The organism is Lagierella massiliensis, from assembly GCF_001407835.1.
GTDB lineage: Bacteria > Bacillota > Clostridia > Tissierellales > Peptoniphilaceae > Mediannikoviicoccus > Mediannikoviicoccus massiliensis.
This window is the reverse complement of record NZ_CYUO01000004.1, coordinates 164,889-180,606: the sequence shown is the minus strand read 5'-3', so window position 1 is coordinate 180,606 and position 15,718 is coordinate 164,889. Positions and strand designations below refer to the sequence as shown.

At 30.6% G+C, this 15,718-nt stretch carries 17 protein-coding genes; 1 reads left to right on the top strand and 16 read right to left on the bottom strand.

Annotated features, from left to right (window positions below):
* From BN2746_RS00850 to BN2746_RS00820, 7 genes are all read right to left on the bottom strand, one after another.
* Positions 1–594: a hypothetical protein gene (locus BN2746_RS00850; RefSeq protein WP_055077978.1), complete on the bottom strand. Its 594-nt coding sequence runs from the start codon at positions 592–594 to the stop codon at positions 1–3.
* The gene (locus tag BN2746_RS00845) at positions 591–1,226 is read right to left on the bottom strand and encodes an ABC transporter ATP-binding protein (protein WP_055077977.1); all 636 of its coding nucleotides are present in this window, start codon (positions 1,224–1,226) and stop codon (positions 591–593) included. Before BN2746_RS00845 ends, BN2746_RS00850 begins: the two co-directional genes overlap by 4 nt.
* A gap of 11 nt (positions 1,227–1,237) precedes the next feature.
* Positions 1,238–2,053: a hypothetical protein gene (locus BN2746_RS00840; protein ID WP_055077976.1), complete on the bottom strand. Its 816-nt coding sequence runs from the start codon at positions 2,051–2,053 to the stop codon at positions 1,238–1,240.
* A gap of 9 nt (positions 2,054–2,062) precedes the next feature.
* A complete protein-coding gene (locus tag BN2746_RS00835) occupies positions 2,063–2,707 on the bottom strand; it encodes a hypothetical protein (RefSeq protein WP_055077975.1) in 645 nt (214 codons plus the stop codon).
* Between the two features lie 77 nt (positions 2,708–2,784).
* Positions 2,785–3,237, bottom strand: a complete 453-nt coding sequence (locus BN2746_RS00830) for a hypothetical protein (protein WP_148445309.1) — start codon at positions 3,235–3,237, stop codon at positions 2,785–2,787.
* 272 nt (positions 3,238–3,509) lie between these two features.
* A complete protein-coding gene (locus tag BN2746_RS00825) occupies positions 3,510–3,722 on the bottom strand; it encodes a TOBE domain-containing protein (RefSeq protein ID WP_055077973.1) in 213 nt (70 codons plus the stop codon).
* A gap of 10 nt (positions 3,723–3,732) precedes the next feature.
* Positions 3,733–4,491, bottom strand: coding sequence for an exodeoxyribonuclease III (locus BN2746_RS00820; RefSeq protein WP_055077972.1), 759 nt, complete (start codon positions 4,489–4,491; stop codon positions 3,733–3,735).
* A 151-nt stretch (positions 4,492–4,642) separates the two neighbouring features.
* On the opposite strand from BN2746_RS00820, the gene BN2746_RS00815 reads away from it, so the two are divergent.
* Complete coding sequence (locus tag BN2746_RS00815; protein WP_055077971.1) at positions 4,643–7,546, top strand: insulinase family protein; 2,904 nt, start codon at positions 4,643–4,645, stop codon at positions 7,544–7,546.
* Between the two features lie 81 nt (positions 7,547–7,627).
* On the opposite strand, the gene BN2746_RS00810 is transcribed toward BN2746_RS00815, so the two are convergent.
* The 9 genes from BN2746_RS00810 to BN2746_RS00770 form a co-directional block, all read right to left on the bottom strand.
* Positions 7,628–8,365: an amino acid ABC transporter ATP-binding protein gene (locus BN2746_RS00810; RefSeq protein WP_055077970.1), complete on the bottom strand. Its 738-nt coding sequence runs from the start codon at positions 8,363–8,365 to the stop codon at positions 7,628–7,630.
* Between the two features lie 8 nt (positions 8,366–8,373).
* Complete coding sequence (locus tag BN2746_RS00805) at positions 8,374–9,039, bottom strand: amino acid ABC transporter permease (RefSeq protein WP_055077969.1); 666 nt, start codon at positions 9,037–9,039, stop codon at positions 8,374–8,376.
* A 4-nt stretch (positions 9,040–9,043) separates the two neighbouring features.
* Entirely contained in the window at positions 9,044–9,904 is an 861-nt protein-coding gene (locus BN2746_RS00800; protein WP_055077968.1) for a transporter substrate-binding domain-containing protein, read from the bottom strand.
* 95 nt (positions 9,905–9,999) lie between these two features.
* Positions 10,000–10,797: an ABC transporter permease gene (locus BN2746_RS00795; RefSeq protein WP_077064914.1), complete on the bottom strand. Its 798-nt coding sequence runs from the start codon at positions 10,795–10,797 to the stop codon at positions 10,000–10,002.
* Positions 10,790–11,917: an ABC transporter substrate-binding protein gene (locus tag BN2746_RS00790; RefSeq protein WP_055077966.1), complete on the bottom strand. Its 1,128-nt coding sequence runs from the start codon at positions 11,915–11,917 to the stop codon at positions 10,790–10,792. Before BN2746_RS00790 ends, BN2746_RS00795 begins: the two co-directional genes overlap by 8 nt.
* On the bottom strand, positions 11,904–12,707 hold the full coding sequence (locus BN2746_RS00785; protein ID WP_055077965.1) for an ABC transporter ATP-binding protein: 804 nt from the start codon (positions 12,705–12,707) through the stop codon (positions 11,904–11,906). Before BN2746_RS00785 ends, BN2746_RS00790 begins: the two co-directional genes overlap by 14 nt.
* 162 nt (positions 12,708–12,869) lie before the next feature.
* The gene (locus BN2746_RS00780) at positions 12,870–13,634 is read right to left on the bottom strand and encodes an ABC transporter permease (RefSeq protein WP_055077964.1); all 765 of its coding nucleotides are present in this window, start codon (positions 13,632–13,634) and stop codon (positions 12,870–12,872) included.
* 54 nt (positions 13,635–13,688) lie between these two features.
* Positions 13,689–14,819, bottom strand: a complete 1,131-nt coding sequence (locus BN2746_RS00775; RefSeq protein WP_055077963.1) for an ABC transporter substrate-binding protein — start codon at positions 14,817–14,819, stop codon at positions 13,689–13,691.
* 43 nt (positions 14,820–14,862) lie between these two features.
* Complete coding sequence (locus tag BN2746_RS00770) at positions 14,863–15,648, bottom strand: ABC transporter ATP-binding protein (RefSeq protein WP_055077962.1); 786 nt, start codon at positions 15,646–15,648, stop codon at positions 14,863–14,865.
* Positions 15,649–15,718 lie beyond the last annotated feature (70 nt).

The window sequence follows — 15,718 nt, the reverse complement described above, 5'->3', positions numbered from 1 at the left end:
TTAGTTTACTTTTATTTTTTGATGAACTGGATAATATGAAACAGTCAAAAATATGTCATTTTTTTCAAAATTTTCCCATACTTCTTTAGGATCATTAATGTCTAAAAACGTTACTACCATATAAACTTCATTTTCTTCACCAGGCAAAATATCAAATCCTTTTATCCTTTCGGATTCCCACTTATTTGTTTCTTTGTTATAATTTATAGTTTTGTACATATTCATAGGTGAAACCATATTCTTTGTTGCAAGATAACTTATTGGGAAAAGATTGTATTCTACACTTTCTTTAATATCACCTTGATTCATAAATACAGAGTGAATGATTACTGCCTTTTGATTATATTCTGGAAAATAATCTTCGTCCCCACTTAATTCTAAGTAATCCTCTTTTGAAACTATTTTGCTATCCTTAACTTTTATATAGCAATTTTTCGTCCCATATATTTTAACTACATCACCTTTTTTATATATTTTAGTTGATGGGGCAGGGTACTCTAATTGTCTTTTTGCTATCCCAAAAGCTAAGCCAATAAATCCTAAAATTATAATACTTAAAAAAATTCGTCTTTTTAATTTTAAATTACTTTTCAATTTTTATTTACAACCTCCCCATTTTGCATTTCTATGATTTCATCCGTTAACTCTTCTAAGTCTTCCAAATCATGAGAGGCTATTATAATTAATTTTCCCTCTTTTTCTTTTTTTAAAATTAAATCTTTTAAGTCATTAACTGCTTTTTCATCTAAAGCATTCATAGGCTCATCCAATAAAATAAGTTCAGGATCTTCCATAAAAGCCATACAAAGTCCAAGCTTTTGTTTCATTCCAAGGGAATATTTTTTTACTGGCTTTTTACTTTCTGGTTCTAAATCAAAATACTTCATTATTTCGTTTATTTCTTTATCTGAGACAACACTTTTTATGTCTGCTATGTTTTTTAAATTTTCTTTACCTGAAAGCTCTGGTATATATCCTGGATTCTCAATCAATACTCCAACGCTTGGTGGAAATGACAAATCATCACCCAAAATTTTATCATCTATTTTTATAGTTCCTTTGTCCGGTAAAATGAGTCCAGATATAGCCCTTAGGAGCATAGTCTTGCCACTTCCATTTCTCCCTTTTAATCCATATACCTTTCCACTTTCAAAATATAAATTTATGTTATTAAGAACTAAACCTTTATCAAATGATTTAGAAATATTATCTATGTTAATTTTCATTTTTCCTCCATTTATAATACATCTAACTTTCTAACATATACGATTCCAAAAATATACATAGTTATATTTAGTACTATCAAAACCACTATACCTAATGCATCATTAACCAAAAACTTTGAATAATTCATGTTTCTAATGCTCATCGAATAATTCATAAATAAAATTGGTATATCAAAAAAAAGTGACGCAAACATAATAATAAAAGAAGATATATAAGATGTCATATTTTTATTAATTACAAGTTCAACAGTAGAAAGGATCGATGTCATAGTGATAATACATAATAAAGGCAACAGAATAAGTCGTAAAAATAATATTTTAAAATTTAAATTTTCAGGTATTGTTATAAGATGTGAGTTTAAATACAATTCATTAAAAAGTAACTCTCTTTCATTTTTAAAATTATAAAAATTACTACATTTTAATATAACTATGAAAACAAAAAATAGTATAATATTATTTATTTGAACTTCTCTCCACTTTTTCTTCCACCATTTTTGCCTACTTTTTTCACGTATTAAAATCTGTATAGAAGTTCCATACTCATCTAAATTAAATTCTTTATAAATCATATAGAACCACAAACTATGAAAAACTATCCATATATAGGGCAATTCTTTAACAAAGTATGTATCACCAATTTCAAAATATTTTGCTCCGCTAAAAAAAAGCCATAGCTCATCCCAAAAAGAAAGAGATCTTTTTACAATAGGATCCATGTTTTCTAAATATCCATAATGATAAATTTGAAATAAAATGATGCAGATAACCATAGAAAATATTACAATTCTTTGCCTTTTGACAAATTTCATAAAGCTATTTATCATTATATTCACCTATTCTAAATCTATTTTTACAGCTCTTGCTAATGGCTCTTTTTCAGCCTTACCTCTTGGAAAATCTATACTCCAATATAACGAATCCTTGAATTGATCTAAATCTTTGTCCCAAACAACAAATGAAATTACTACATTTTTCTTTTCTCCCTTTTTAAATCCATGCCCATTGAAAACCATATCTTTTCCACTTATCTTATCAGAAAAAAGAACCGTTGCCGTTATAGGCTTTCCACCACCTATCAAAGAATTCCCCAAAGATACAACTACTTCTGGTTCATCTGATATATTCTCTCCTGTAGAATATACCTTTAAATAAGATACATCATTTTCTAAAACACCATCATCAGAAATTTCAATAGGAATATCTTTGCCAGCTTGTTTATTAAAATTTATATACTTTTCATTATCTTCAAAATATTCTTTTAGTCCCGCTATATCTTCTGGTGTTTTACTAACCACTATCTTGTCTAAAGTCAATTGGAAAACATCATTTTTTATTGTTTCACCTACTTTATAGATAGTTTTGTCTTCATCTTTTAGATTACTTTTATTAATTTCTCCTATGCCAATTGTGATAAATTTATAGATTACTGGTACTGCTATTAATGCCAGCACTATCCATTTTAAATTTTTTCTTTTCATATAACCACCAATTTAAAATATTTAAAATAAGGGGGACAGTTTTTGTTTTAAATATTAATAAAAACTTTATTCAATTATTAATTTAATCTTCTGGTATCTGTATAACCTTGATAATTATCTGGACTAAATAATCCCTTTACATACGGAGTAGATAAACTTGCACCTTTTTCAATTCTTGGCACAGCTCTTTGCCCTACTCTTACAGTACTTGACCCTACCATTTCTTGTCCAGTACTTAAATGCATTTTTGGAAAGCTACTTTTCTTTATGCCTTTACCATAGTCTTGTAACCTAATTGATTCAACATAAAATCTATTTAAAGTACATTTTACATATGATGATGAATTATCTGCTTTTTCAACTCTTCTATGTTCGCCAAAATTTACAGTAAATTTACTTTCATAAACTTTAAATTCATGCCAAAATTCTGTATCAGCATGATTGTTAGCTACTGATATTGTGCCTATGGCAATTGTCGCTAACAGCAGTATATTAAACCCTAACAATATAAAGTTTTTTGTTTTTTTCATATTTGTATCCTTTCTTTTTCTTTCCCCCTTATTTCTTTCTTCTTCTGTGAGATAACACATTTTTCCAAACGTTTTCTTTATTTAATTATACTCCCCATTATATAATAATGTCAAATCTAAATACATTATTTTTAATAAATGTAACTTACAAAGTTGAATATTATCATCTACCTTAACTCAAATGTTTCTACAACACAAATTTAATCTCGTTAGTTAACATTATGTTTGTTTTAATTAAAATAAAAAACCTCGGATTTCTCCAAGGTTTAATTCTATTCGTCTATGCCCACCATTACTGATGTGGCTTTTATAACTGCGTAGGCTTCTTTTCCCACTTCTAAGTTAAGTTCTTTAATGGCATTCATTGAGATTGTGGATGAGATTATATTTCCTCCTCCAATATCAATCTTTACAATGCCATTTACTGCGCCTTCTTGAATGTCTATTATTTTTCCCTTCAATTGGTTTCTTGCTGATAGTTTCATTTTTTACCTCCTAAAATTTTATATTTAATTCCACAGGGCAGTGATCTGATCCCATAACTTGGTCCAATATGTCTGCAGAAACTAAATTATCTTTTAAAGCTTCTGATACTAAAAAGTAGTCAATCCTCCAGCCTATGTTTCTATCTCTGGACTTTGCAAAGTATGACCACCAGCTGTATCTGTCCGTTGCATCTGGATAGAAGTATCTAAATGTGTCTACAAATCCTGATTCCAAAAGCTTTGTCATTTCAGTTCTCTCTTCGTCGGTAAAGCCTGCGTTTCTTCTATTGGTGTCTGGGTTTTTAAGGTCAATCTCCTTATGTGCCACGTTTAAGTCTCCACATAGTACTACTGGCTTTGACTCTTCAAGAGTTTTTAAATATTCTCTAAATAGTTTTTCCCACACGGTGGTTCTATATTCAAGTCTTTCAAGACCTCTCTTTGAGTTTGGCGTGTAGCATGTTACAAAGAAGAAGTTTTCAAACTCACAGGTTATTACTCTACCTTCGTCGTCGTGTTCAGGTATTCCAATGCCGTAGCTCACACTAAGTGGTTCTATTTTACTTATTACTGCTGTGCCTGAGTACCCTGGTCTTTCCGCTCCATTTATATATACAAATTTTCCAGGAATTTCAAACTCCCATTGATGCTCTTGCATCTTTATTTCCTGTAGCCCAATAACATCTGGGTCCACTTCGTTGTAGAAGTCCATAAATCCTTTTTTCATACAAGCCCTAAGTCCGTTAACATTCCATGATATTAATTTCATTTTTCCTCCGTATTTCAATTTTATTTTATCCTATCGTTATTATATCCATTGCTACTCTATTATATATTTAAACTTAAAAACAGTCCAACCATGTTAAAGTCGTAAAATTCTTTTTCAAATGTTATAATAACTTATAGAAAGAGAGGTATTTATGACTACAAACGGATTTAAATTAATTTCTGAAGAATTTATAGATGATATTTCTTCAAATGTTAAAATTTTTGAACATGAGAAGACAAAGGCAAGGCTAATGGCCGTTGAAAATGACGATGACAACAAGGTGTTTGGTATTGGATTTAGAACTCCACCTCATAACTCTACAGGAGTTGCCCACATCCTTGAACACTGTGTGTTAAATGGTTCAAGAAAGTTCAAGACGAGAGAGCCTTTTATGGATATGTTAAAGACATCCCTACAAACTTTTTTAAATGCCATGACATTTTCCGACAAGACCATCTACCCTATTGCAAGCAGAAATGACAAGGACTTCCACAACCTTATGGATGTATATCTTGACGCCGTGTTCTTCCCTGCTGTAAGAACTAAAAAGGAAATCTTTTTACAAGAGGGATGGCATTATGAATTAAAGGACAAAGATGACAAGTTAAGTTACAAGGGCGTTGTGTATAACGAAATGAAGGGTGCATACTCCTCTAAGGACACAATAATGTACCAAGAGTTTGCAAAGGGACTTTTCCCTGACTCAATCTACGGCAACGAGTCTGGTGGCTATCCATATGATATTCCGAGCCTTTCATATGAAGAGTTTGTTGGCTTCTACGACAAATTGTACCATCCATCAAATTCATTTATATTTATTTATGGCGACATGAACACCGATGAACAATTAAAGTTTATTGATGAAGAGTATCTATCACATTTTGAAGAGGACGAAATCGATTCAAAGATTGAAATCCAAAAGGATTTTGATAAGGAGAGAGACTATAATGTTTCATACTCAATCTCTTCCGATGAAGATCCTAAGAATAAGGACATGCTTATCTACGGTGTTAGATCTGGATTTAAATATGACCCAGTGGATGCATTGACCAACTCCATTATTAGGGACACTCTATTTGAAAACGACGGTTCCCCACTAAAACTTGCCCTACTTGAAAGTGGAATTGGCGAAGACATTGACGGCCTTTACACCGATGGAATGGAAATGGGCCTTGGTCTTGTGGCTATTAACACTACAAAGGACAAGAAGGATGAGTTTAAAAATATAATTGAAGATGAACTTAAAAAAATTGTTAAAGGTGGAATAGACTCAAAGAAAATTGAAGCTGCCATTAACAAGATGGAGTACAACATAAGGGAAGCCGAAAACTTTGCTACAAAAGGTATAATCTACTTTATAAACTGCCTTGACACTTGGCTATATGACAAGGACCCTACCCTTAGCTTTAAGTTTGAAGATGTACTTTCAAAGATTAGAGAAAAAATTGGCACCGATTACTTTGAAAAGTATATTGAAGAAAAGATTTTAAACAATCCAAATAAGGTTATTATTTCTCTTGAAGCCACTCCTGGAATGAATATGGAAAAGGACAAAGAAGTTGATAAAAAACTTCAAGAGTACAAGGAAAGCCTAAGCGAAAAAGAATTGGAAGAACTTTTAGAACAAAATAGAGTTCTTGAAAAATTCCAAAACTCTGAAGACAGCGAAGAAGAAAAAAATACTATTCCAAAACTTAAACTTGAGGACATTGAAAGAAAAGTTTTAGAAATTCCTACAGAAGAGTTGAAGAAGGATAACCACGTTGTGCTTTATCACGACCTTTTCACAGGTAAGATAAACTATATTACCCTTGCCTTTGACCTGGACTGGGCAGATAAAGAAGACATACAGTACATTGCACTACTTTCCGATATGCTTACAAAGGTTTCAACTAAAAACCACTCCTACAAGGATATGGAAACAGAACTTTTCCTAAAGACCGGTGGTATTGATACAAGTTTAAGCACAATCGTAGACTATAAAGATCCTAAGAAATACTATAAGAAGTTTAGAGTTTCTTCAAAGGCAATCGGAGAAAAATCAAAGGATATGTTTGAACTTATAGAAGATGTACTACTGGGAAGTAAGTTTGACGACAGAGCGAGAATGAAAGAGTTAATCTCCCAAATATTAATAAACTTGGAAAATCAAATCCTATCACACGGACATTCAATTGCAATCCTTCGAACACAATCATACCAAAGTCAAGTTGGAATGTTTAACGACATGATTGGTGGAGTTTCCTACTATGACTTCGTAAGGGATTTAAATAAAAACTTTGACGACAAATTTGAAGAACTTAAGAAAAAACTTGTGGAAGTTCAAGAAAAGACCTTTAACCAAAATAAACTTATTTTAAATGTTACAACAGACCGTGAGGAGTTTGAAAGAGTTGAAAAAGAAGGAGAGGAATTTATAAAGAATCTTTCAAATAAAGAACTTCCAAGTGTAAACCTTGTATTTGACTTAGAAAAGAAAAACGAAGGTATAACTTCTTCATCAAACGTAAACTACGTTGCAAAGTCATTTACCTTTGACCCTGACGAGTTTGAGTTTAACGGATCAATGTTTGTAATTTCATCAATGCTAAGCCTAACCTATATCTATAACTCAATTAGAGCCCAAGGTGGAGCCTATGGCTGTGGAATGGGAATTAGCGAATCAGGAACAGTACACATGTACTCATTTAGAGATCCAAACGTAAAAAATACCGTTGATGTTTACAACTCAGTAGCAGACTACTTGAGAAACTTAAAGCTTTCAAAGGAAGAGCTTTCAAGCTTTATAATTGGATCCTTAAACAAATTCAATCCTCCACTTACAAATATGCAAAAGGGACAAGTTGCACTTACGATGTACCTTTCAGGAAAGACAACTGAAGACCTTAACAGAAATCTTAAAGAAGCCCTTGAAACAAAAATGGAAGACTTTGAAAAAGTTGCAGACCTTATTGAAAGAGCAATGAAAGAAGACTATACTGCAACAATAGGAAACAATGAAAAAATAAAAGAAGACGGCGAAGTATTTAAAGAAATACGCCCTTTAAATAAGTAAAAAATTCCCGGTAGTATGAGCTACCGGGTTTTTATTATATTATCATAAATTGTGGTTTTATGGTGTGAATGGTTTGTAGAGTTATTTTCTCATTGCCGAACTAATAAATTTTTTAGTTAACTCCTTATCTGGATTATTGAAAATTTTATCAGGAGTACCTTCTTCACAAATAATTCCGTCATTTAAAAAAATTACTTTATCCGAAACCTGTCTTGCAAATTCCATTTCATGAGTGACTATTATCATACTCACCTTTGTTTTTGCAAGCTCTTTTATAGTATCTAAAACTTCATTAACAAGAAAAGGATCTAATGATGAAGTAGGTTCATCAAACAAAATAATTTTTGGTTCCACAGCCATAGCTCTCGCTATTCCTACTCTCTGTTGTTGACCTCCAGAAAGCCTTGAGGGATATTCATCTTTTTTATCCAAAAGTCCAACTAACGCAAGATTTTTCATAGCAATATCATAGGCTTCCTTCTTGCTTTTCTTTTTTACAACTAACAAAGCCTCCATTACATTTTCAATAACATTTTTGTTTTTGAATAAATTATAATTTTGAAAAACCATGCTGGTCTGTTTTCTTAAGTCTAAAATTTTATTTCTATCCATATCTGTAAAATCAAATTTCAGGTTGTTAATCTCTATTGTGCCCTCTTCTGGCTTTTCAAGATAGTTTATACATCGTAACAATGTTGATTTACCAGTTCCTGATGGACCAATTATAGTTAAAATTTCAGATTGTGATAAAGAAAATGAAATATCTTTAAGTACCTCTAAATCTCCAAATTTTTTTGATAAGTGTTTAACCTCTAACATTAACTCTCCTAATATGCTTTATTTATCTTTTTTTCTAACAATATTTGAGCTCTTGATAATATCACTATTATAAACCAATAAATTAAAAGTACCGCCAAATATCCTTCCATAACTCTAAAGGCAATTGCAGAAAGAAGTTTTGCTTGTGACATAAGTTCTATAACGCCAATAGTAAAACCTACAGAAGTTCCTTTTACAATAGCTATAAAAGTATTTGATAAAGACGGAACCGCAACCCTAAATGCTTGTGGAAATACAATTCTTTTCATAGCTTGAAAATCTGTCATGCCTAAAGATAAAGCCGCTTCTTTTTGCCCTGAATCAACAGATGATAGCGCTCCTCTCAAAGTCTCCGCTATAAAAGCTGATTCATTTAAAGTCATCGTTACAACTAATGCAATAGTATTTGACATATTTTTCATAATTGAAATATTTGACGTAATCGCAAAATAAAAAAAGAAAAGTTGTGCAACTAAAGGTGTACTTCTAAAAAATGAAGAATATATTTTAAAAAATCTCCTCAAAACTGGTATGTCATATACAAAGACCAGAGTGATCAAACATGCTAACACAAATGACAAGAAAAATATTGCTATAGCTAAGATAACCGTATTTTTTATATAGGGTAGAAGTTTTACAAATATATCAAAAAATTCATTCCATCTGAATATCATAATTCTATTTAATATCTTTTGATAGATCTTGTCCTAAATATAAATTAAATATTTCTGCTAAAGTTCCATCTTCTCTCATTTCATTTAGTTTTTCATTAAAATCCTCTATCAACTCAGAATCAGCATCTTTTGAAAAAGGAAATCCATTAGTTTCTGTAAATAGAGGTTCTCCAACTAACTTTATTGGTAATTTTGCTTGTTTTTGTTTAAAGTTGTAAGTTGGTTCAGAATAAAAACATGCATCAGCTTTCTCAGCAGCTACAAATCCTTGAATTTGTTCTTCAGTAATAACAACTTCTATCTTATCCTCAGGATCATTCTCTTCTTTGAACTTTGTTATATATTCATATCCAGAATTATTATATTTTGTTACAAGAGAGTGTCCAAATAAATCATTAATTGAATGTATATCATTATTATTTTCGTGAACTAAAACTTTATAAGGATTATATGCATAAGGATCAGAGAAAGTATACTTTTCCAATCTCTTAGGAGTTATAGAAATTTGTTTTGCAACAGTATCTACCTTTTTAGCATCCAATAGACCAAACAAGCCATCAAATGAAGTTATCTCAAATTCAACTCCATCAAAGCCCATTCTTTTGGCAACTTCTTGTAAAACATCAGTATCAATACCCTTTATTTCTTCTCCTTCCTTATAACACCAAGGTTCATAATCTGCTGTTATACCAACTTTAAACTTTTTACCTTTGTATTTACTACTTTCTTCACTAACATTGCTTTCATTAATAGAATCCGTTTCCTTAACAGTTTCTTTTTGTTGTGTATTATTATTCTTACATCCAACCATAATTCCTATAGACAAAAATAGTATACAACACATTAATAATAATTTCTTTTTCATATATTTCCTCCTTGTTTTTATACTTCATTTACTAAGTACGGTTCATCAAGACTTTTTTGTTTTAGTATTAAAGTTGTGAGTTTGTTTTTTATCTCCTAATCAACTTCTTTTTTACTGAAAGTCCAAAATAAAATCTTTTTCTTAAATCTATCAAACATAAGCATAATGATAACAATAAATATCATTGTGAATATTAATCCAGAAATAACTCTTGCATAATCTGAAAAGTCTGCATAATATTGTATAAAATATCCTAATCCGGATGTTGTTGCAAATAATTCAGCTATTGATAGTAATATAAATGAAAAGTTTAAAGCCGTCCCCATGCCAGATAATATCATTGGTGATGCAGCTGGAATAACAACATAAAATAAAGTTTTGTATTTATCATATCCCAACATATCAGCACTATCCAAATATCTTCTGTCCACCATTCTTATTCCATTTATAGTAGAAATAAAAATTGGCCAAAAAGCTCCCAAGAATATCACACTACTTGATGAAATAAAAAATGTTGGCATAATAGCAATCAAGTATGGTGTTAGCATTGATGGAGGCACAGGATTTAAAGCAAATATAATTGGTTTTAAACTCTCATATAATTGCTTTCTTGTCCCAACTATAATCCCTAAAAATATTCCAATAAACAATGCTATAAAATAACTTGGAAATAATAATAAGCTTGAACTTAATAAACTCTTTAACAACATTGGTAAAGACTCTTTAAATTTCGGTATTATTTTAGAGAATCCTGGAAATAAAACATTATCCAAGATCCCTAAAACATCTGTTAAGATCTCATATATAATGATAGTTATTAAGATTATAATAAATGTTACTTTATGGTTTGTTTTTTTCTTTATTATACCTTCTGGTTTCTGTTGATTAGTCATTGTATTCTTTGAATCTTTCTTCAAATTTTTTGAAATTTTCATTATCTGGATATTCTTTAATTAACTCATCTAATGCTTCTTTATATAGTTCTTTATTCATATGTTTACTTAAATCAACACCTGAAGTATCTGCATAATTTAGTTTTCCCATCATATCCCACATATATTCTATACCTTTTGTTTTTGGATCTGATTCGAAAACTTGGTTTGTTTCTAAAAGCATTTTTCTTGATTCTTCTTCAGTAAGTCCCATATACTTTTCATTTAGTTTTACACAATATTCAGGATCTTTTAAAAGAATATCTTCTGCTCTAATCCATGCTCTCAACAAATTTTTTGCTCTATCCTTATCTTCATTTAGCCATGAGTTATTAGCTACTGGTCTACAACATACATGCATAGGGTCTAAGTCATTTGTCCATGTCAATATTTTTAATCCCGCTTCAACAGCTTGTAAATATGTTGAGTTAGTACCAATTCCTATATCAGCTTTTCCTGATGTTACTGCTGCTAAAACATCTGTTGGCTTTTTGAATTCAATAATTTCACAATCTTTTTCAGGATCATATCCTGCTCTATACATAGCCCCTCTCCAAACAACATCTGGTGTATACATTCTTGCAACAGCTATTTTTTTACCTAAAAAAGTTTCCATTCCTTTATATTCTATATCAGGTTTAGCATAAACTGGCATCCCCCCTGATACATATCCACCAAAAATAGAAAAATCTGCTCCTTGAGACACAAATGTCAAAGGCGCAATTGTTCCGAAAGAAACTCCAACATCAATCTTTTTAGCTTGCAGAGCATTTAAAGCATCCGTTGAATTTGTAAATGAAATTAATTCCAGATCAATTCCTTCTTCTTCTGCTATTCCTGAATCTATTGCAATAAATCCTAAGATATTTCCCGTATTTGGATTATATCCCATATTTACAGTTTTAAGTTCTTTACTTAAATCCTTTTTTGCAGTATTATTCTTATTTTCACTTTCGATTTTATTAGCTGTTTCTTCAGTTTTTTTCGTATCGTTATTCAATTTTTGTGCACATCCCCCAATAACCGAAAGCACTAAAAATAAAGATATGATTCTAAATAATATTCTTTTACCTTTTTTCATTTGTTTCTTCCTCCGTTATTCTTTTTTCTACATCTAAATATAGCTTTTTCAATATTTTATCTCGTTCTTCAGTAAAATAAGGATCAGCGTAAAATTCATCTCTGTCATAAAGTTCTTGCTTTTCTTTTTCTAAAGAATGAATAATATTACACGGTCTTTTTCCAAGCACATATAAATTAGTTGAAAGCAATAATGCTTCATCTACATCATGAGTTACAAAAACGATAGTTCTTTTATTGTTTTTATCTTCTAACCATAATTCAGTTATAAGATTTTGCAATCTAAACCTATTAACTGCATCTAATGCACCAAAAGGTTCGTCTAACAACATAATTTCTGTTCCCAATGCAAAGGCTTGACATATAGCACATCTTTGCTTCATCCCTCCTGATAGTTCAAATGGATATTTTTGAAATACATCTTTACTTAATCCTACTTTATCAAGATAGTATAGAATAATATCTTCAATATCTTTTTTAGATTTTTCTGGATACTTCTCTTTTAATGATAAAAATATATTTTTCCCAACTGTAAACCACGGAAATAAAGTATAATCTTGGAAAACCATACTTATATTTTCTTTTTGAGACTTTATATCTTTTTCATTTACAAGTATTTTTCCTCTTTCTGGTACTTCAAGTCCAGCTATTATTCTAAGCAATGTACTTTTACCACTACCTGATTGTCCTAATAAGCAAACAAATTCCCCTTCACTAATTGATAGATTAAAATTTTTAAATATTTCAATATCACTATATTTAAAAGTTAAATTTTTTATATCAATTTTCATATCAACCTCTTATTAAATAACTAACTATAAAAATAAAATCACCATATAATGATGGTTTAATATGAGAAATATTTTTTCATAATTCAAACTTCAATAATAATAAAATTATAACTTTTCTTGTTAGTAATTTTTTCATTAACTCTTAATCACATATCTAAAATATCAATCTACAGTCCATCTTAACAAATACTTTTTTAAAGCTTCAAACAACTGCATAACTATAACTAAAACTATTACCATAAATATAAAACCTGCCCATGTATAATCATAAAGCCCAAAATCAGCATATTTCTTCACAAAAAATCCCATGCCATATTTTGATCCATACATTTCAGCATAAACAAGCATTACAAATGTACTTCGTAATGAATTTATAAATCCAGCTATTATAGATGGAATTGCTGCAGGTAATATAACTTTTGTTAGTTTCTTTAATCCTGTAAGTTGAAGTGTCCTTGCTTTATCCAAATACCTCTTATCAATAGTCATAATACCAGTTATGGTTGCAAATAATGTTGACCATAACGTACCATAAACTATCAAAAATAATGAAGCGGTCCAAAAACTTGATGCTAACAAAAGAGCAAAAGGTGATAACAAAATAGAAGGAATTACACTAAATGTATAAATCACAGGATGGAGAGCATCTCTAATTCTATCATTCATTCCCATCAATGTTCCAAGTGAAATAGCAATAATTAGAGATAACGTAACTGATGGTATCATAAGTTTAAATGATGATAACATATTTATAAGCATTAGTTCCCTATTTTCTGTAAATGCTTTCCAAATTTGACCAGCTTCTGGAAATAGATAAGAATTAGCTTTTCCTGATGAAGTCATAAAAACATACAAAAATATTAGTGCTAAATATATTAGTGCTGTTGCCCAATACTTGGCAAAGAATTTTTTTATTCTTTTTCCCACATCTATAATCCCCCTTTAAGTATGACAGCCGGTACAACCGGCTGTATTTAAATTTTAGTTATTTTCTTTATAGAAATTTTCCAAATTTTCATAAAATTCTGGAGAATCTTTGCCGTATTTTTCTTTCGCTTCTGAAAGAGCTTCTAAGTAAATATCAGTATTTATATGATCATCAATATTTATATCTTTTGCTTTTTCATCTAAAAATTCTGTTTTATCAAGAATTCCCCATGCTCTTTCAACTGATTTTCTTAATGGATCAACGCTTACTTTATAGTGTTCATCCAACATATATGCTGCAACATAATCTTCACTGGCATTAATCTTCTTAGCATGCATTTTTAATGCTTCATCTTTATTAGATTCATAAAAATCTTGAGCTCTTATTAAAGCTATAAGTATATTTTTTATTGTCTTAGGATTATCTTTTACAAATGAACTTTGAGCAACCATTCTACAGCATGAATAGTTAGGCATTACATCCCCATGCCAAGTAACAATTTCTATATCATCTTTATTTTTAGCAGTATGAGTAAGTCCTGTACCAAGCAAAGCATAATCGACTTCCCCTCTGGTCACAGCTGCTAATGCATCATTATAATTAGTATATGTCAACCATTCTACTTCATTTAAAGGATCTTCTACTCCTGCATCCATAAGGGCACCTGGGAATGCAAAATAGCTTGGATTACAAGCAAATTTTTTACCTACTAAGTCTGTAATACCATTCCATTTCGTACCTTTTTTAGCAATAACTGGCATAGCTCCTTGAACCATATGTCCTCCGAATACAGTTAAATCTACACCAGAAGATATTTGTTGCAATGGATTTGAAGTTCCAGCATTTGAAACTACATCAACCTTACCTGTTGATAACATAGTCATAGCACCTGCATTAGCTTCTGCGGGAACATTTTCAATTTCAAGTCCAACTTCTTTAAAGTAACCTTTTTCTTCTGCAATAGTTACAAGTACGTTGCCACTGGTTCCACTGTTCCATTTTACTTTAGATACTTCTGGCTTTTCAATCTCTACAGTATCTTCTACTTTTTCTCCTCCACTTACAGTGCTTTCAACTTCACCTTTTGCTGTTTCTTTTGTTCCGCTATCTTTATTACAACCCGCAAATGAAATTAACATTGTAAAACACAGGAACATTGCCATTACTTTTTTTAATTTTTTCATTTAAACCTCCTAAAATATTAAAACAAACATCGGATAGTTTGTTCTATTTTATTTTGTTATTAACATCTTTGTTAATCTGCTTAATTAACTCATTTCTAAGTTTCAATGCATCCACATCGTCAAATTGATTATCTCTACTTAATACTTTATCTTTTTTTGCTTTGTAATCAAATATTATATGACTTGGTGACTGTCCGAGAACTAATATTCTATTTCCTAATAAAATAGCCTCATCAACGTCATGTGTTACAAAAAATATTGTCTTTTTATTTTCATCTTTTGCCCATAGTGATTTAATTAAATCTTGTAATCTTGCTCTAGTTACTGCATCAAGAGCTCCAAATGGTTCATCCATTAGCATTATTGGAGGATTCGTGCTTAATGATTGAGCTATAGCACATCTTTGTTGCATCCCCCCTGATAATTCTTTAGGAAACTTATCATAAACTTCCTTCTTTAGACCTACAGACTCTATCATGTCAACCGCAACTTCCTTAAGCTCAATTTTTGACTTTTTTGGAAAACATTGTGTAAGCGCAAGCATTATATTTTCTCCTGCTGTCATCCATGGATATAGACCATAGTCTTGAAAAACTACACCTCTCGAAAGACTTGTCCCATTAATTTCTTTTCCATCAATGAAAATAGCTCCTTCAGTTGGATTTTCTAATCCAGCTAAAAGACGTAACATTGTACTTTTTCCGCATCCAGATTGTCCCAGAATACAAACAAACTCTCCAGAGTCTATATGAGTGCTTATATCTTTAAGTATTAGATCGTTTCCATTTTCATAGGCAAAAGATAAATTTTCTATATCTATATTACTCATAGTTCCCTCATTTTATCTATCAACTAATAACGCTTTAAAATATTAATAAAATATTTAACCTGATTTTTAT

Bases quoted from the DNA above. Each gene is read 5' to 3' on its own strand.
- BN2746_RS00845 (WP_055077977.1), bottom strand. From the start codon at position 1,226: ATGAAAATTAACATAGATAATATTTCTAAATCATTTGATAAAGGTTTA.
- BN2746_RS00840 (WP_055077976.1), bottom strand. From the start codon at position 2,053: ATGATAAATAGCTTTATGAAATTTGTCAAAAGGCAAAGAATTGTAATA.
- BN2746_RS00835 (WP_055077975.1), bottom strand. From the start codon at position 2,707: ATGAAAAGAAAAAATTTAAAATGGATAGTGCTGGCATTAATAGCAGTA.
- BN2746_RS00830 (WP_148445309.1), bottom strand. From the start codon at position 3,237: ATGAAAAAAACAAAAAACTTTATATTGTTAGGGTTTAATATACTGCTG.
- BN2746_RS00825 (WP_055077973.1), bottom strand. From the start codon at position 3,722: ATGAAACTATCAGCAAGAAACCAATTGAAGGGAAAAATAATAGACATT.
- BN2746_RS00820 (WP_055077972.1), bottom strand. From the start codon at position 4,491: ATGAAATTAATATCATGGAATGTTAACGGACTTAGGGCTTGTATGAAA.
- BN2746_RS00815 (WP_055077971.1), top strand. From the start codon at position 4,643: ATGACTACAAACGGATTTAAATTAATTTCTGAAGAATTTATAGATGAT.
- BN2746_RS00810 (WP_055077970.1), bottom strand. From the start codon at position 8,365: ATGTTAGAGGTTAAACACTTATCAAAAAAATTTGGAGATTTAGAGGTA.
- BN2746_RS00805 (WP_055077969.1), bottom strand. From the start codon at position 9,039: ATGATATTCAGATGGAATGAATTTTTTGATATATTTGTAAAACTTCTA.
- BN2746_RS00800 (WP_055077968.1), bottom strand. From the start codon at position 9,904: ATGAAAAAGAAATTATTATTAATGTGTTGTATACTATTTTTGTCTATA.
- BN2746_RS00795 (WP_077064914.1), bottom strand. From the start codon at position 10,797: ATGACTAATCAACAGAAACCAGAAGGTATAATAAAGAAAAAAACAAAC.
- BN2746_RS00790 (WP_055077966.1), bottom strand. From the start codon at position 11,917: ATGAAAAAAGGTAAAAGAATATTATTTAGAATCATATCTTTATTTTTA.
- BN2746_RS00785 (WP_055077965.1), bottom strand. From the start codon at position 12,707: ATGAAAATTGATATAAAAAATTTAACTTTTAAATATAGTGATATTGAA.
- BN2746_RS00775 (WP_055077963.1), bottom strand. From the start codon at position 14,819: ATGAAAAAATTAAAAAAAGTAATGGCAATGTTCCTGTGTTTTACAATG.
- BN2746_RS00770 (WP_055077962.1), bottom strand. From the start codon at position 15,648: ATGAGTAATATAGATATAGAAAATTTATCTTTTGCCTATGAAAATGGA.